The sequence below is a fragment of the Nostocoides japonicum T1-X7 genome, assembly GCF_001046855.1.
GTDB classification, from domain to species: domain Bacteria; phylum Actinomycetota; class Actinomycetes; order Actinomycetales; family Dermatophilaceae; genus Nostocoides; species Nostocoides japonicum.
In genome coordinates, this window is sequence record NZ_HF570958.1 from 3,131,714 (window position 1) to 3,146,413 (window position 14,700).

Sequence of the window (14,700 nt, forward strand, 5' to 3'; positions counted from 1 at the left end):
GACCCGGAGCGTCCGCATTGCCTCTCGATGGGGCCGACCGACATCCAAAGCGATCCACAGGCGCTCGACACGTGGGCCGCTCACGCACGACGGGTACCGGCCGGCGACCGTAATGGGTGTCCGTCGGTCGCCAAGTCGGAAACTGCGGGGCTGCGCGGTGGGTTGACGGAAGGATGGTGTTGGTGCAGAGACCCCGATCGGGTGCCAGAACGCCAACACGGGCTCGGGTGTCGGGTCGGGGGTCGGTCGGGCCGGGCGAGTGGACTGGTGCACAGGCCCCGATCGGGTGCCAGAACGCCAACACTGGCTCGGGCTCGGGAGTCGGTCGGGCCGGGCGAGCGGGCTGGCGCACAGGCCCCGATCGGGTGCCAGAACGCCACCACGGGCTCGGGGTGGGGTGGCCGGTGCTCGGGCCGAGGGCTTGACAACATACAACCAATTGGTTGTATGTTGTCACTGTGGCAGTGACCAGCGCGGACCGGGCGGACGCCCTGTTCCACGCGCTGTCCGACCGGACGCGCCGCGACATCCTGCGGCGGGTCCTCGTCGGGGAGCACTCGGTCAGTGCCCTCGCGGCGGGCTACGACATGAGCTTCGCCGCAGTCCAGAAGCACGTCGCCGTCCTGGAGAGGGCGGGTCTGCTCACCAAGCGCCGTCACGGGCGCGAGCAGCTCGCGAGCGGAGACGTCGAGGCGGTGCGTTCCGTCGCCTCGATGCTCGAGGAGCTGGAAGCCGTCTGGCGCGGCCGGATCGACCGGATCGACGCACTACTCACGGAGGAGAACTGACATGCCCGTCATCGACATCACCAAGGACGTCGAGACCCGAACCCTCACCATCACCGCCGAGTTCGCCGCGCCCGTCGAGCGCGTGTGGGCGCTGTACGCCGACCCCCGCCAGCTCGAGCGGGTCTGGGGACCGCCGACGCACCCCGCGACGTTCGTCGACCACGAGCTGACCACCGGCTCGCGCTCGACCTACTACATGACCAGCCCCGAGGGCGAGAAGTTCGCGGGCTGGTGGCGCATCACGGCCGTCGAGGAGCCGCATCGGTTCTCCTTCGAGGACGGCTTCGCCCACGACGACTTCACGGCGAATGCCGACCTGCCGGTCGCCCACAACGACTACGTCTTCGAGGACCACGACGGCGGGACCCGGGCCACCTTCACGACCGTCTTCGACTCGGCGGAGGACCTCCAGAAGGTCCTCGACATGGGCATGGAGGAGGGCTCGCGCCAGGCGATCAACCAGATCGACGAGTTCCTCGCGACGAATCCCTGAGGAGCGGCGCGCTCCGGGCCGGCCCGATGGAGGGATCTGCCGATCGCCACGGCGATTGAAACCGGATCGGCACGAGACCTCCATGCCTTCGCCAAGGACCGGTCGGGCCGGCCCGGAACGGCAGTCGCGACCACACCGACGGCGGCATGATCGGCGGCCGAGGTGCCGGGTGGCGACGGCGGCGTCCTCGTCGAGCCGGCGAGGGCGCCGCCGAGGCCTCAGCCCCGGACGCCGAGCCGATGGGCGACCCGAGCCGCCTCCTGACGTCCGGCGACGTCGAGCTTGCGGAGGATGTTCGAGACGTGGACGCTCGCCGTCTTGACGCTGATGAACAGCTCGTCGGCGATCTCCTGGTTGGTGCGACCGGCCGCGAGCCCGGCGAGGACCTCGTGCTCCCGCGCGGTGAGTCCGTATGCCTCGAGCGGGCTCTCGTCGATCTCCTCCGCGGCGGGCGGCAGGTCGACGCGGTGCCATCCGGCGAGCCGCTCGATCTCCTCGACGAGCCGTCCCGCCCCGAGCCCGACGGCGGCCGCGTGCGCGGACCGGAGGGCGACGACGGCATCCGACCTCCCCCCGCGATCAAGGAGCGCCTCGGCCCGCCGCCACAGGGCATACGCCTCGGGGAACGGGCGCCTCGATCGACGCCACAGCGTCGCGCAACGTTCCCAGGCATCGGGGTCGCTCACCAGCCCTACCCGTGTCGACTCGGCGGCATGCCACGCGAGCGTCGGCTCGTCGAGCTGCGGCATGAGCCGCCCGCGCACCTCCTCGACAGGAGCGAGAAGGACCCTGACGGCTCGACGGGCCGCCGCGTCGCGGTGGGCGTCGGCCTCGTCGGCGACGGCCCGGATGGCGAGGCCGACGAGGTGTCCCGCGAGCGCCTCCTCGTCGGATCCGGCGATGAGGCGCAGGCACTCCGTGACGAGCTCGTATGCCGCCCGCGGCCGTCCGGCCCACAGCTCCACCTCTGCGGCGCCCTCGGTCACGAGCCGGATCCAGCCGTCGGGCGCGTTCTCCGACTCCACGACGATGCGCGCCTGCTCACAGCGCTCCCAGGCGGCGTCGAGGTCGCCACGGACCAGCGCCAGCCGGCCGGCCTGCAGGTGCACGGGCGCGGCCGTGATGCCCCGCGGATGGCGGGCGAGGGTGTCGTGGAGCAGGCGGTCCGCCTCGTCGTAGCGGCCCACGTCGATGAGCCCCTCGCTCGTGTTCGCCATGAGCAGGCTGCCGATCTGCCCCGCGAGCCCGACCCGGGCGAGCGCCACGCTGCCCTCGGCACACAGGGCCACGAGATCGTCGAGCCGTCCGGTGGCGCCGAGGACGTGGCTGAGATTGACGTATGCCGTCGCGAGATCGGTCGGTGTGCCCACCTCTCGAGCCGCGGACAGCGCCACCCGGAGCTCGCCGATCGCCGTGTCCTCGTCGCCGCGAGCGAGCGCCACGAGGCCCAGCGCGTTGTGGACGATGCCCTCCTCACGCCTGGCGTCGACCGCTCGCGACAGGCGCATTCCGCTGTCGCAGTATGCGATCGCCTCCTCCATCCGGGACCACGACGCGCTGAACAGCGCGAGGCTGGCATGTACCTGCGCCGCGACGACGCTCACCTCGTCGTCGGGGATCTCCTCCTTGGCCCGGAGGAACCAGTCGCCGGCCTCCGAGCCGCGGCCGGCCTGGTAGTGGATGCTGCCGAGGAGGGCGGCGACCGACGCCCGGGCCGGGGCGTCCGGCGCCGCAGCGAATGCCGTACCGGCGAGGCGGGCGGCCTCCTCGTGGTCGCCGACGAGGCTCGCCGACTGGGCGGCCCGAGTGAGCAGGGACACGCGGTCGTGGTCGGACGGGACGAGCGCGGCGAGCTCGGCGGCCCGTGCATAGTGGGCGTACGCGTCCGCGAACGCATACATCCGCTCCGCGGCCAGACCCGCCGTCACCGCGGCGTCGAGAGCCCGAGGTCGGTCGCCCGCGCCGAGCCAGTGCCTGGCCAGCTCACCCGCGACGTCGTCCCGACGGTCCGGTCCGGCGATCGACGGCGGTTCCGTGGCGCCGACCTCGAGCGCCTGTGCGGCTGCCCTGTGGAGCCGCACCCGCTCGCTGGGGAGCAGCTCGGCATACACGACCTCGCTGAACGCCGGGTGACGGAACCCGATCGTGTCGTCGAGGAGCACCAGGAGGACGTGCTGATCGAGGGCCGGTCGGAGGGCGGCCTCGACGCTCTCCACGGTGTCGCCGATCGTGGCCGCCAACAAGGGGATCGGCGAGGGTCGACCGAGCACCGCGACGCCTCGGAGCAGCCGACGGCTGTCGTCGGGCAGCCCGCACACGCGGCTGAGGATGAGATCGTGCAGCGTCTCGGGCAGCGCGTCGGGGGCTCCCCGGCCGCGCTCGAGGAGGAGGTGCTCGACGAACAGCGGGTTGCCCGCTGATCGCGCCAGGGTCGACTCGAGGACGTCCGGGTCGACGTCGCCTTCGGAGAGCTGCGCCACGAGCCGCATCGTCTCCTCGCGTCCGAGGCGTTCGAGCCGGACGTGACGGGTGATGGGCAGTCGTCGCACCTCGGCGAGCCAGGACGCGAGGGCCGCGCCGGATCCGACGGAGTCGTCGCGGTAGGTGACGACGAGGACGACTCGCTCCGTCGCCAGGTTGGTCGCGAGATACCGGATGAGGTCGAGGGTCGAGCGGTCCGCCCAGTGGACGTCCTCGATGACGAGGAGGACGGGCCGGGCGGCACCGAGCCGCTCCAGGAGAGCGAGGACGGACTGGAAGAGGCCCAGCTGCGACGCCTCCTGGGGCACTGACGCGGCGGTGACGGCGGGCCGGGCGGCGCCGGGCAGCAGTCGCGCGAGGTCCGGGGACCGGTCGAGCTGACTGCGCAGGACGCCGTTGGCACCCAGCCGATGCAGGGCCTGCGTCAATGGCGCGAACGGGAGGGGAGCCCCGGCGACCGGGAGGCATGCCCCGTAGAGGAGGGTCGGCCCGGCCTCCTCGACGAGGGCCCGCACGAGCCTCGTCTTGCCGACGCCGGTCTCCCCGGTGAGGAGCACGACGGAGGGCGAGCCGTCGGCGGCTCGCTCCACTGCGGTACGCAGCTCCAGAAGGCTCGTGTCGCGTCCGACGATGCCGGCCGGTGGACGCTCGGCCACGTCCACCATCATGGCGGCTGCCGGACCGTCTCGTCACCGTCTGCAGCCCGGCGATCAGGACCCGGTCTAAGGCATCCGCCGTCGGATCTGAGGTCCGTGCCCGATGTCGACCGCCCCGTCGCCCGCCTAGCGTTCCCGGCCATCCCCTCGGAAACCTCCGGAAGGACGGGAATGGACACCAACACCAAGCGGCTCGGCTCCGCCGCGGCCCTCGTCGCGACCTCGATCCTCCTCGCCGGTCTCGCAGCCGGCGCCGCGTCGGCGGTCGTCGTGCCCGGGACGCCGGCCAAGGACGTACACGTCGGCCTCGACAACGACACGCGGAGCAACACGTTCATCCAGCCACCCGGGGTGACAGCCCGCCAGGACATGGACCGGACGGACGTCGTCTTCGGGCGTGGCAACGACGACCTGCTCGTCGGCAACCGGGGCAGCGACACCCTGCTGGGCGGACCCGGCAGCGACATTCTCGTCGGTGGTCCGGACCATGGGGCCACGCCGAGCAGCGACGTCCTCGACGGCGACCTCGGCGACGACGTCGGCATCTGGTCGCCCGGCGACGGCAACGACGTGTTCGTCGGCTACGACGGCACGGACACGATGATCCTCGGCGACCTCGCGACGACCGCGGGCGGGACCCTGCGCCTCACCAAGCAGCTCGGCCGCGAGGTCCCGCACGTCACCGTCGACGGGCTGCCCCACGACGGATGCGACCTCGTCCCGGTGCCCGAGTCCGAGCATCTCGGGGTCCAGTACCTCGTGCGGTTCACCGTCGACGGCGTCATCACCTCGACGATCCGGCTCAAGGACGTCGAGCGCGTCCTGTGTCCGAGCCCGAATGCCGGCCACGGCCTACTCGCGACCCTCACCGACCCCCACCCCGGCTTCCACGACGTCGACCTCGGGACGCTCGCCGGACTGACCCGCGCCATCGTCGGGCCGCAGGGCTGAGGAACCGAGATGACCACCGTCGCCGACGACACCCGGGCCGCAGCCGGCCGCGATCGGGTGGTCGTCGTCGGCGCAGGCATGGCCGGCCTCCTCGCCGCACGGGTCCTCGCCGACCACTACCCCACGGTCCTCGTCCTGGACCGCGACGAGCTGCCGCGGGAGCCCGTGGACCGGCCAGGAGTGCCACAGGGGCGGCACTCGCACGGGCTCCTCGCGCGCGGCAGGGACGTCCTGGAGACCCTCTTCCCGGGGCTGACCGACGACCTCGTCCGTCGCGGCGCCCTCCTCGCCGACGTGCAGGCGACCACCAGGGTGTACATCGACGACCGACCGCTCGCGGCCGCGGCCGGAGACCTGCGCAGCCTGCGGGTGAGCCGGCGACTCCTGGAGTGGTACGTCCGGCAGCGCGTCGCCGCCCTCCCCGGTGTCGAGATCCTGGACGGCACCTCGGTTGTCGACCTGGTCGTCGACCCCGCCGGAGGAGCCGTGACAGGTGTCGTCGCGAGCCCGGTCGACGGGGACGGCCGGCTTGAGGTGGGGGCCGACGTCGTCGTCGACGCCTCCGGCCGCACGACCCGAGTGCCCGTCTGGCTGAGCCGGCACGGCGTGACCACCCCACCGGAGGAGCGGGTCCGCGTCGACGTCAGCTATGCGACCCGCCGCTTCCGACGCCCGCCCGGGCACCCCGACGGCGGCGCTCGCACCGTGCTCTGTCCGCCGACCCCCCAGACCCCGAGGGCCGCCGTCGCCATCCCCCAGGAGCTCGGTGGGCTCACCGTGTCCGTCGCGGGGTACCACGGGGACCGGCCGCCGACGGACCTCGACGGATTCGCCGAGTTCGCGCGCACCTGCTGCTCCCCGGCGATCGCCGACCTCGTGGCCGGCCTCGAGCCGGTCGACGACGGCGCGACGTACCGGTTCGCCGCGAACCGGCGCGCCCGGTTCGAACGGGCCGCGGCGCACCCCGCCGGCCTCGTCGTCCTCGGGGACGCGTTGTGCGCCTTCGACCCGGTCTTCGGACAGGGCATGACGGTGGCCGCCCTCGAGTGCCTCGAGCTCGGACGATGCCTCAGCGAGAGCCGCGACGACCTCGCACGTCGGTTCTTCCCACGGGCCGCCGTCCACCTCGACACGCCGTGGACGCTCGTCGTCGGGTCGATCGGGCGACAGCCCGACCCGGACGCCGTCGCGCCCGACGGACCTCGGCGGCGAAGGCTGCCCGAGCGCCGGCAGGCCGTCGATCGCTACGTGCGCGCACTCCAACGCGCGGCGACCGACGACGCGGTCCTCGCTGACGCCTTCCTCCGGGTCGTCCACCTGGTCGAGCCGTCACCGAGCCTGCTCCGGCCCCGGTATGCCGCTCGGGTCGCCAAGGCCCGGCTCGCCCCGACCCGCGCCGGTCCGCTCGGTCGCGTCCTGGGACGGCGCGCCCGGCCGACGTCGCCGACACCCGCCGGCGCCGAACCTCTGGATCCGGCCGCCCCGCCGGGCCCCACCCCTCCGACCCTGCTCCCCGGAACGCCCGACACGTCGCATACCGATGCCGTCGGGCAGCACCACCCATCCATCACCGCACGACAGGAAGCGACACCATCATGAACCGACGCATCATCGCCGCCGGAGCCCTCGCGCTGAGCGCTGCCGGATCGGGGGTCTTCTCGACCGCCCAGGCCGGAGCCGCGGCCACGACGACCTTCGGCATGCAGCGATCACCCGGCATCGTGACCGCCGGATGCCTCCCGAAGGCGAAGGCCACCGTGAAGGTCACACCCCAGGGCGCGACCGAGCTGACGACCGTCAAGGCGACGGGCCTGCCGAAGAACACCGACTTCGACCTGTTCGTCATCCAGGTGCCCAACGCTCCCTTCGGAATCTCCTGGTATCAGGGCGATCTCGAGACGAATAGCAAGGGTGCGGGGACCGGCACCTACCGCGGGCGGTTCAGCGTGGAGACCTTCGCCGTCGCGCCGGGGACCGCGCCGGCACCATCGGTCCACACGAGCCCGATCGCCGACGCGACGAGCAACCCGCCGTTCGCGCCGATCCACACCTTCCACCTCGGGCTGTGGTTCAACTCGCCCGCAGACGCCGTGAAGGCCGGCTGCCCCGGCACGACGACGCCGTTCAACGGCGAGCACAACGCCGGCGTCCAGGTCCTCAACACCGGCGGGTTCCCCGACCTCGCCGGCCCCCTCGGCCGGATCGACTCCTGACAGGCCCTGCCGGGGGAACGTCCCTCGGGAAGCCGGCGACCCACCGGTCGGTGCCCCGAGACGACGGAGGCGGCCCCATCCTCGTGGATGGGGCCGCCTCGGTCGCGGGCCGGTTCGGTTCTGCGCGATGATGAGGCCGACCCCGATCGGAGGTGCCGCCAGTGCCGGAGTGGGACCTGCCGCGCAGCTCGGCCAGTGCACTCCTGCTCGTCCGGATCGGCAAGGACCACGGCGTCCAGCCGAAGGTCGCCCTGCGCGGCACGGGGTTCGACGAGCCGACCCTGGCCCAGACGTCGACGATGGTCACGCCCCGGCAGGAGGTGCGAATCGTCCGCAACCTGCTGGGGGCCGTCGACCGGCCCGAGTGGCTCGGCCTGGAGTCGGGACAGCACTACCACCTCACGACCTACGGGGTCTGGGGTCTCGCGCTGCTGAGCAGTCCGACGCCACGCGCTGCGCTGGAGGTCGGCGTCGCCTATGTCTGGCTCACCTTCGCCCTGTGCGAGCACCGTGTCGACCGTGAGACGAGGTCCACCCGGCTGGTCATCGACGGCAGCGAGCTCCCCCGCGACGTGCGGCGGTTCTACACCGACCGAGAGGTCTCCTCGGCGGTCCACACCGCGCGGCAGCTCGTACCCTGGCCGGTGCTCGCCGCGGTGCACCTGAGTGGTCCGCCTCCCCCCGATGCGAGCCGGTATGCCGACGTGCTCGGGCTCGAGCCCGAGTTCGGTGCGTCGGAGTGCTCGATCCTCTACGACGAGTCGGCGCTCGATCGCCCTCTGCCCCAGTCCGACCCGTTGGCCGCCCAGGCAGCAGCGGAGTCCTGCCGTGAGCTGCTGCAGCAGCGGCGGTCCAGGACCGGAGTCACCGGGGAGGTCCGGGACTGCATCGTGAACCGGCTGCGCGAGATGCCCGACATCGAAGGGGTCGCCGGTGACCTGCACGTCAGCTCGCGCACGCTGCGTCGCCGCCTCACCGCCGAAGGCACCTCCTTCCGCGAGCTCGTCGACGAGGTGCGCGAGCTCCTCGCCGAGGAGCTGCTCATCACGGGGGCGATGAGCGTCGAACAGATCGGCGAGCAGCTGGGGTTCGCGACGACGCCCTCCTTCTCGACCGCGTTCAAGCGATGGAAGGGCGTCTCGCCCCGGGCATACGTCCAGACGCTCGCCTGAGCCATCCGCGACCGGCCACCAGCCAGCGCAGGAGTAGGAATGCAGGAAAGAGCAGGGCGAGCACCGGCCACCGGTGCTCCCCCTGCCTGTCCTCACGCGTCGTGGGTCAGTCCACCGTGGGTGAACGTGGGCTTCACGCCGGGGCCGAACGGGCTCGCGGTGAGCTCGCTCGTCGGGTAGAACTGGAGGAACCGCTCGTCCTGCTGGGACCGGTCGGCCAGGAGCTTCTCCACAATGCAGAAGTTGTACTGCGTCGCCGTCGTCTCGATCGTGTTGGCGTTCATGACGACCTCCTGGCCCCACTTGCTGGCCCATCCGGCGACACCGGGGATCCGGCTGTGCTCGGGGGTCATGCACTCCGCGCCGACGGCGTTCTCGGACAGCGTCCAGATGCCGGTGCCGGTGTTGAGGACGAGGGTCTGGTTGCCGGTCGCGTGGCCCGGGGTGCGGATGAGCGCCACCCCCGGCGCGAGCAGACGGTCGCCGTCGATGACGAGATACTTGGCGGGGTCGATGTCGACGAAGGTCTCCGGCTGGTACCACGGCTTCTGGAGGGGGTGCAGGTCGCGCATCGCGAGCAGCTCGTGACGCTGGACGATGAGGCGGGCGTTGGGGAACCACGCCTGCACCGGCGCGTCGGGCGAGATGTCGCCCTGCGGCTTCGTCGTGCCGACGAGGCGCCGGACGTCCTGGGTGTGCAGGTGGTCGAAGGCGACGTAGTCGACCTCCGCCGGGTCGATGCCGGCCGCGATGGCCCGCGGCACCACGTCGCCGTAGTTGGTCACGAGCTTCTCGACGAGGAAGTCCGGCGTCGCCTCGGCCACCGACCGGTAGAAGGCCGTGTTCGCGACCAGCTCGGCGTCGCTGGGCTCCCACAGGAGGGTGCGGAGCGTGCCGTCGCTGTCGTGCCAGCGCACCACGAGCATGCGGTTGGTGAGGAAGACGTAGGGCGCCGGCGACGACGGCGCGCGCCACAGGCCGAACTTCGTCGGGTACGGCGCGGTCACGAGGTCGTGGGACGAGACGTGCAGCGGCGTCCCCGTGGCGGCGAACTCCGCGCGGAAGTCCAGGGCGGCCCGGCGGGCCGTGCGCAGGACGGCACCGTAGCCCTCGGTATGCGCCGCGTGGACCCGGTCCAGCGTGGTGATGGACGCACCGAGGCCCTCGGCCTCCGGCACCTCGATGTCGAGCGGGCCGTCCTGGGGCGCCACCATCGGGGCCACGACCTTGGGGGTCCGGCGTGACGTGGCGATCTGGTCGAGTTTGAGCAGCATGGCTTTTCCTTTCGTTCCGTGAGCTGGGTGTTCGGCTTGGATGTCCTCACGGTAGGTGCGCGCGAACGATGACCACCAGCCATTCCCCGGCCAGGAACTTTCCTTTTCCGGACAGTCCCAGCGTGTCCGGAAAAGGCAACTTCCTGGCCACGGATGGAATGGTTCGCAGGCTGCCGACCGTCATACCCTCATCGCCTGAGCAATCGCTTAGTCACCTGATGAGAAGGAAACCTCCCATGCGAACGATCAATATCCGCAACGGATCCGGCCGACCACACCCTGCACCCGCCGCAGCCGACCCGGCTGCCGGTGCCCTGCATCGCATCGCGACGAAGAAGGCGATGGTCAAGCTGCTGCCCCTCATGATGCTGGCCCTGCTGATGTCCTACATCGACCGCACCAACGTCGGTCTGGCCAAGGAGGCGCTGCAGGCCGACGTCGGCATCAGCGCGGCCGCCTTCGGTCTCGGCGCCGGCGTGTTCTTCCTCAGCTACGCCGCCTTCGAGATCCCCAGCAACATCATCCTGCACAAGGTGGGCCCCCGGGTCTGGCTCGCCCGGATCGCCGTGACGTGGGGTCTGATCTCCTCGGCGATGATGTTCGTCAACAACGAGACGACCTTCTACATCCTGCGGTTCCTCCTCGGTGCGGCCGAAGCGGGTCTGGTGCCCGGCCTGATGTACATGGTCACGACCTGGTTCGCCCAGAAGGACCGGGCCAGGATCGTCGGTCTCGTCCTCGTCGCCGGCAGCGTCGGCGCCGTCATCGGCAACCCCCTCGGCGGTGTGCTCATGCTCATGGACGGCATCGGCGGTCTCCATGGATGGCAGTGGATGTTCCTCCTCGAGGGCCCACCCGCCGTCATCGCCGGGATCCTCATGTACGTCCGCTTCCCCGACCGTCCGCACGACGCGGCCTGGCTGAGCCGGGCCGAGGCCGACGAGCTCGTCAGGCACGCGGGTGACCCCCGGACTGCCGCGCATGTGCCCATGCGCCGTGCCTTCTCCAACACCGTTGTCCTGTGGGCGTCGGCGGTGTTCTTCATGGTTCAGCTCTCGGTGTGGGGTCCGGTCTTCTTCCTCCCGTCGGTCATCGCGCAGATGGGCGTCCACAGCACGGCCACCGTCGGCCTCCTCGCGGGTGGCGTCAACCTCGGTGCCGTCGCCGGCGTGGTCCTCGTCCCCCGGATGACCCGGTTCTTCTCCGGCGAGCTTCCGCTCATCGCGCTCTGCTGGGTGGGTGTCAGCGTCGCCTGCTGCCTGTTCGTCGCGTTCGGCGGCTTCCCTGCCGCACAGCTGGTCGTCATCGGGGTCGCCGGGTTCTTCGTCGTCGGTATGCAGCCGCTCATCTGGTCGGTCGCCATGGCCCGGCTGACCGGCAAGACCGCCGCAGCGGGCCTCGCGCTGCTCAGCACGATCGGCCTGTTCGGCGGCTTCTTCGGTCCGTCCGTCTTCGGGATCGCCGAGCAGGCCACCGGATCCGCCGCCGCCGGCTTCGGTCTGCTGGTCCCGGTGAGCCTCGTCTCGCTCGCCGTCGTCGCCGTCCTCGGTCGGGCGATCCGCGCCGAGGCCGGTCGGACCGCCCCGACGGGCGCCGCGCCCGCGGACTCCGGAGTCCCCGCCGATGCCTGACCCGGGCGGCCACGAGCCCAAGCCCACCCGATCCCTGACACACTCCACTGCCGACGGTCGAAAGGACACCATCATGGCAATCCAGCAAGTCACCCTCTCCTGGCTCAAGGAGCCGGACAACGAGGACCACATCCGCCGGCTCACCGAGGCCGCCGAGAAGCTCAAGGAGATCCCTGGGGTATGCGAGGTGAGCATCCACCCGTGTGCCCGGCTGGGGCGCCCCAGCCAGGACGAGACCTTCCACTCCGCCCTCGTCGTGAGGTTCGAGTCCGCCGAGGCGGCACGGGCATACGGGCCACATCCGCTCCACGTGCGCGCCGCCGAGCTGAGCCAGGAGCTCACCACTCAGGTGAGGAGCTACAGCTATGAGCTCTGAGCAGATCCCGACCGACAGTGCCGACCCGGGCATCGCCGCCGCCGAGCGAGGCTTCGTCGCGGCGCTCACCCCGGGCGTCGTCCACGACGAGGACGGGGTCGTCGTGTGGGACAGCGACTCCTTCGCCTTCACCGCGGACGACGCGCCCGAGACGGTCCATCCCAGTCTGTGGCGCCAGTCGAAGCTCACGGCGAAGCAGGGCCTGTTCGAGGTGGCCGAGGGCATCTACCAGGTGCGGGGTCTGGAGATCTCGAACCTCACCCTCATCGAGGGTGACACCGGAGTCGTCGTCGTCGACACCCTCCAGTCGGTGGAGGTGTCCGCCGCGGCGATGCGGCTCTATCGGGAGCATCGCGGCGACCGGCCGGTCGTCGCGGTCATCCTCACGCACTGCCATGCGGACCACTTCGGCGGCATCAAGGGCGTCGTCACGCAGGAGCAGGTGGACGCCGGCGTGCCCGTCATCGCGCCGGCCGGGTTCTTCGAGGCCGCGGTCTCCGAGAACGTGTATGCCGGGACCGCGATGGCCCGTCGGGCCACCTACATGTACGGCTCGGGCATACCCCGGGGACCGCTCGGCGCGGTGAGCACCGGCAACGGGCCGGCCCTGTCGACCGGGACGATCAGCCTCATGGCTCCCACCGTGGACATCACCCGAACGGGTGAGGAGCTGACCATCGACGGGGTGCGGTTCGTCTTCCAGCTGACGCCCAACACCGAGGCGCCTGCCGAGATGCACTTCTACCTGCCCGACCACCGGGCGTTGTGCATGGCGGAGAACGCGACCCACACGATGCACAACATCCTCACCATCCGCGGTGCGGTCGTCCGCGACGCCCACGAGTGGGCCCGCTACCTCACCGAGGCGATCGAGCTGTTCGCCGACCGGACCGACGTCGTCTTCGCGACCCACCACTGGCCGACATGGGGCAGCGAGCGGGTGCGCGAGTACCTCTCCCTGCAACGGGACCTGTACGCATACCTCCACGACCAGACCCTCCGGCTGATGAACCTCGGCCACACCGGGCCGGAGATCGCCGAAGAGCTCCAGCTCCCGCCGGCCCTCCGCGAGGCGTGGCACGTCCGGGGCTACTACGGCTCGGTGAGCCACAACGTCAAGGCCATCTACCAGCGCTATCTCGGCTGGTACGACGGCAACCCGGCGCGGCTCTGGCCCCACCCGCCCGAAGCGGCAGCCACGCGGTACGTCGCACTCATGGGCGGCGCCGACACGGTCGTCGCCGCGGCGCGGGCGGCCTGCGAGGAGGGCGACCTGCGATGGGCCGCCCAGATCCTCGACCACGTCGTGTTCGCCGAGCCGCACCACGCGGAGGGACGAGAGCTCCTCGCCGACGTCTTCGAGCGGCTGGGGTTCCAGGCCGAGAACGCGACGTGGCGCAACGCATACCTCAGCGGTGCAGCCGAGCTGCGAGGTCGCAACCTCGGCACCCCGACTCGCGGCGCATCGGCGGACGCGCTCAACGCCCTTGCCCCCGACCTGCTTCTCGACGCCGTCGCGATCCAGGTCGACGGGCCGGCCGCCTGGGATCTCGACCTGGCGATCGGATGGCGGTTCCCGGACCACGGCGCGGCCTTCCGGACGACCCTGCGCAACGGGGTCTTCACGCCCGTGCGTGACGGGGTGGGCGAGGTGCGGGCCACGGTGACGGTGCCCCGAGCGGCCCTCGGCGCGCTCGCCACCGGTGACCTCGCAGCCGCCACGATGGCTGGGCTGCTCATCGAGGGCGACGGCGCCGAGCTCGCCTCGCTGCTCGGCGTGCTCCAGGCGGGGGACCCCGCGTTCACCATCGTCGAGCCCTGACCCAGCCGGGCCGTCGATCGACTCATCGACCGGGGCGGTGCAACCCGGGGAGCGGCAACCCGGGGGGCGGCGACCCGGGCGCACCCGGTCCTCATCCCCTCAGGCGGTGGTGCACAGCTCCCGATCGGGGCCTGTGCACCACACCGGCGCCGGCCGGGCGCCCCACCAGCCGGCACCTGGGACGACTGAGGCGGCCCCCGTCACGGATGACGGGGGCCGCCTCGGTCGTGCCGAGTGGGTCACTCGACGGGCGGCTCGCTGCCGGTGTGGCCGCTCGGGTCGTCACCTGCGAGGATCCGGTAGAGGGACCGCTTCGCGTCGGCGAGGACCGCCTTCGCCGCGGTGACCTGGGCCGGATCCCCCGCCTGGGCAACCTGGCCGACGGCCACCATGAGCGCGTGCATCTCCTGACGGACGTCGAGGAATGCCTCGTGCGGGCTCGCGACGCGCGCCCACGGGTCGGTCAGCTCCTCGGCGTGCGCCGTGACGTATGCCGTGCCCTCCTCGGTCAGCCGGTAGACCTTCTTGCCGTCCTGCTCGACCTGGACGATGAGGCCCTCGTCCTCGAGAAGCCCGAGAGCGGGGTAGACGGAACCGGCGCTCGGGCGCCAGAGGCCCTCGGTGCGCTCGGCGATGGCCGCGATGACCTGATAGCCGTTCATCGGCTCCTCCGCGAGGAGGGCGAGGATCGCGTTGCGGACGTCGCCTCGACGCCCGCGGCCCGGCCCGCGCCGGGCCCGCCGGAGGCGATCCGCCGGATCGGGGAACCCGGCGCCGAACGGCCCGAAGAAGGCCTCGGGCCCTCCAGGTCCGCCGAAGCCGCCGGGTCCCCGGCGCGGTCCA

At 71.7% G+C, this 14,700-nt stretch carries 13 protein-coding genes; 9 read left to right on the forward strand and 4 right to left on the reverse strand.

Translation table 11 applies throughout. From position 1 onward, the window contains the following. The first annotated feature begins 458 nt into the window (after positions 1-458). Both BN12_RS14100 and BN12_RS14105 read left to right on the forward strand, forming a co-directional pair. Positions 459-788 (forward strand): ArsR/SmtB family transcription factor, encoded by a 330-nt coding sequence (locus BN12_RS14100; protein ID WP_235432410.1) that lies wholly within the window; start codon positions 459-461, stop codon positions 786-788. 1 nt (position 789) lies between these two features. Then, positions 790-1,281, forward strand: a complete 492-nt coding sequence (locus tag BN12_RS14105) for an SRPBCC family protein (protein ID WP_048553401.1) — start codon at positions 790-792, stop codon at positions 1,279-1,281. A 218-nt stretch (positions 1,282-1,499) separates the two neighbouring features. Here the strand turns inward: BN12_RS14105 and BN12_RS14110 are convergent, their stop codons facing one another. Further along, positions 1,500-4,418, reverse strand: a complete 2,919-nt coding sequence (locus tag BN12_RS14110) for a helix-turn-helix transcriptional regulator (protein WP_162233086.1) — start codon at positions 4,416-4,418, stop codon at positions 1,500-1,502. Between the two features lie 171 nt (positions 4,419-4,589). On the opposite strand from BN12_RS14110, the gene BN12_RS14115 reads away from it, so the two are divergent. From BN12_RS14115 to BN12_RS14130, 4 genes are all read left to right on the forward strand, one after another. Further along, the gene (locus BN12_RS14115) at positions 4,590-5,369 is read left to right on the forward strand and encodes a calcium-binding protein (protein ID WP_048553405.1); all 780 of its coding nucleotides are present in this window, start codon (positions 4,590-4,592) and stop codon (positions 5,367-5,369) included. A 9-nt stretch (positions 5,370-5,378) separates the two neighbouring features. Then, entirely contained in the window at positions 5,379-6,968 is a 1,590-nt protein-coding gene (locus BN12_RS14120; protein WP_048553407.1) for an NAD(P)/FAD-dependent oxidoreductase, read from the forward strand. Continuing rightward, positions 6,965-7,582: a hypothetical protein gene (locus BN12_RS14125; protein ID WP_200901219.1), complete on the forward strand. Its 618-nt coding sequence runs from the start codon at positions 6,965-6,967 to the stop codon at positions 7,580-7,582. The genes BN12_RS14120 and BN12_RS14125 overlap by 4 nt, the downstream gene beginning before the upstream one ends. Before the next feature lie 161 nt (positions 7,583-7,743). Beyond that, positions 7,744-8,754 (forward strand): AraC family transcriptional regulator, encoded by a 1,011-nt coding sequence (locus BN12_RS14130; RefSeq protein WP_048553408.1) that lies wholly within the window; start codon positions 7,744-7,746, stop codon positions 8,752-8,754. Between the two features lie 92 nt (positions 8,755-8,846). On the opposite strand, the gene BN12_RS14135 is transcribed toward BN12_RS14130, so the two are convergent. Together BN12_RS14135 and BN12_RS26190 are read right to left on the reverse strand one after the other, a co-directional pair. Next, positions 8,847-10,028, reverse strand: a complete 1,182-nt coding sequence (locus BN12_RS14135) for an MBL fold metallo-hydrolase (RefSeq protein ID WP_157635492.1) — start codon at positions 10,026-10,028, stop codon at positions 8,847-8,849. A 46-nt stretch (positions 10,029-10,074) separates the two neighbouring features. Further along, positions 10,075-10,212, reverse strand: coding sequence for a hypothetical protein (locus BN12_RS26190; RefSeq protein ID WP_157635493.1), 138 nt, complete (start codon positions 10,210-10,212; stop codon positions 10,075-10,077). A gap of 52 nt (positions 10,213-10,264) precedes the next feature. On the opposite strand from BN12_RS26190, the gene BN12_RS14140 reads away from it, so the two are divergent. The 3 genes from BN12_RS14140 to BN12_RS14150 all read left to right on the forward strand — a co-directional run bounded on the left by BN12_RS14140 (position 10,265) and on the right by BN12_RS14150 (position 13,857). Then, a complete protein-coding gene (locus BN12_RS14140) occupies positions 10,265-11,659 on the forward strand; it encodes an MFS transporter (protein ID WP_083454651.1) in 1,395 nt (464 codons plus the stop codon). A gap of 73 nt (positions 11,660-11,732) precedes the next feature. Then, positions 11,733-12,035, forward strand: coding sequence for a Dabb family protein (locus BN12_RS14145; RefSeq protein ID WP_048553410.1), 303 nt, complete (start codon positions 11,733-11,735; stop codon positions 12,033-12,035). Continuing rightward, entirely contained in the window at positions 12,025-13,857 is a 1,833-nt protein-coding gene (locus BN12_RS14150; RefSeq protein WP_048553412.1) for an alkyl/aryl-sulfatase, read from the forward strand. Before BN12_RS14145 ends, BN12_RS14150 begins: the two co-directional genes overlap by 11 nt. 239 nt (positions 13,858-14,096) lie before the next feature. Here the strand turns inward: BN12_RS14150 and BN12_RS14155 are convergent. Beyond that, the coding region (locus BN12_RS14155; protein WP_048553414.1) for a PadR family transcriptional regulator at positions 14,097-14,700 on the reverse strand (604 nt) is incomplete at its 5' end.

Excerpts from the sequence above, each read along its gene's own strand:
- BN12_RS14125 (WP_200901219.1), top strand. The coding sequence starts at position 6,965 with ATGAACCGACGCATCATCGCCGCCGGAGCCCTCGCGCTGAGCGCTGCC.
- BN12_RS26190 (WP_157635493.1), bottom strand. The coding sequence starts at position 10,212 with ATGACGGTCGGCAGCCTGCGAACCATTCCATCCGTGGCCAGGAAGTTG.
- BN12_RS14140 (WP_083454651.1), top strand. The coding sequence starts at position 10,265 with ATGCGAACGATCAATATCCGCAACGGATCCGGCCGACCACACCCTGCA.
- BN12_RS14145 (WP_048553410.1), top strand. The coding sequence starts at position 11,733 with ATGGCAATCCAGCAAGTCACCCTCTCCTGGCTCAAGGAGCCGGACAAC.
- BN12_RS14120 (WP_048553407.1), top strand. The coding sequence starts at position 5,379 with ATGACCACCGTCGCCGACGACACCCGGGCCGCAGCCGGCCGCGATCGG.
- BN12_RS14115 (WP_048553405.1), top strand. The coding sequence starts at position 4,590 with ATGGACACCAACACCAAGCGGCTCGGCTCCGCCGCGGCCCTCGTCGCG.
- BN12_RS14150 (WP_048553412.1), top strand. The coding sequence starts at position 12,025 with ATGAGCTCTGAGCAGATCCCGACCGACAGTGCCGACCCGGGCATCGCC.
- BN12_RS14105 (WP_048553401.1), top strand. The coding sequence starts at position 790 with ATGCCCGTCATCGACATCACCAAGGACGTCGAGACCCGAACCCTCACC.
- BN12_RS14135 (WP_157635492.1), bottom strand. The coding sequence starts at position 10,028 with ATGCTGCTCAAACTCGACCAGATCGCCACGTCACGCCGGACCCCCAAG.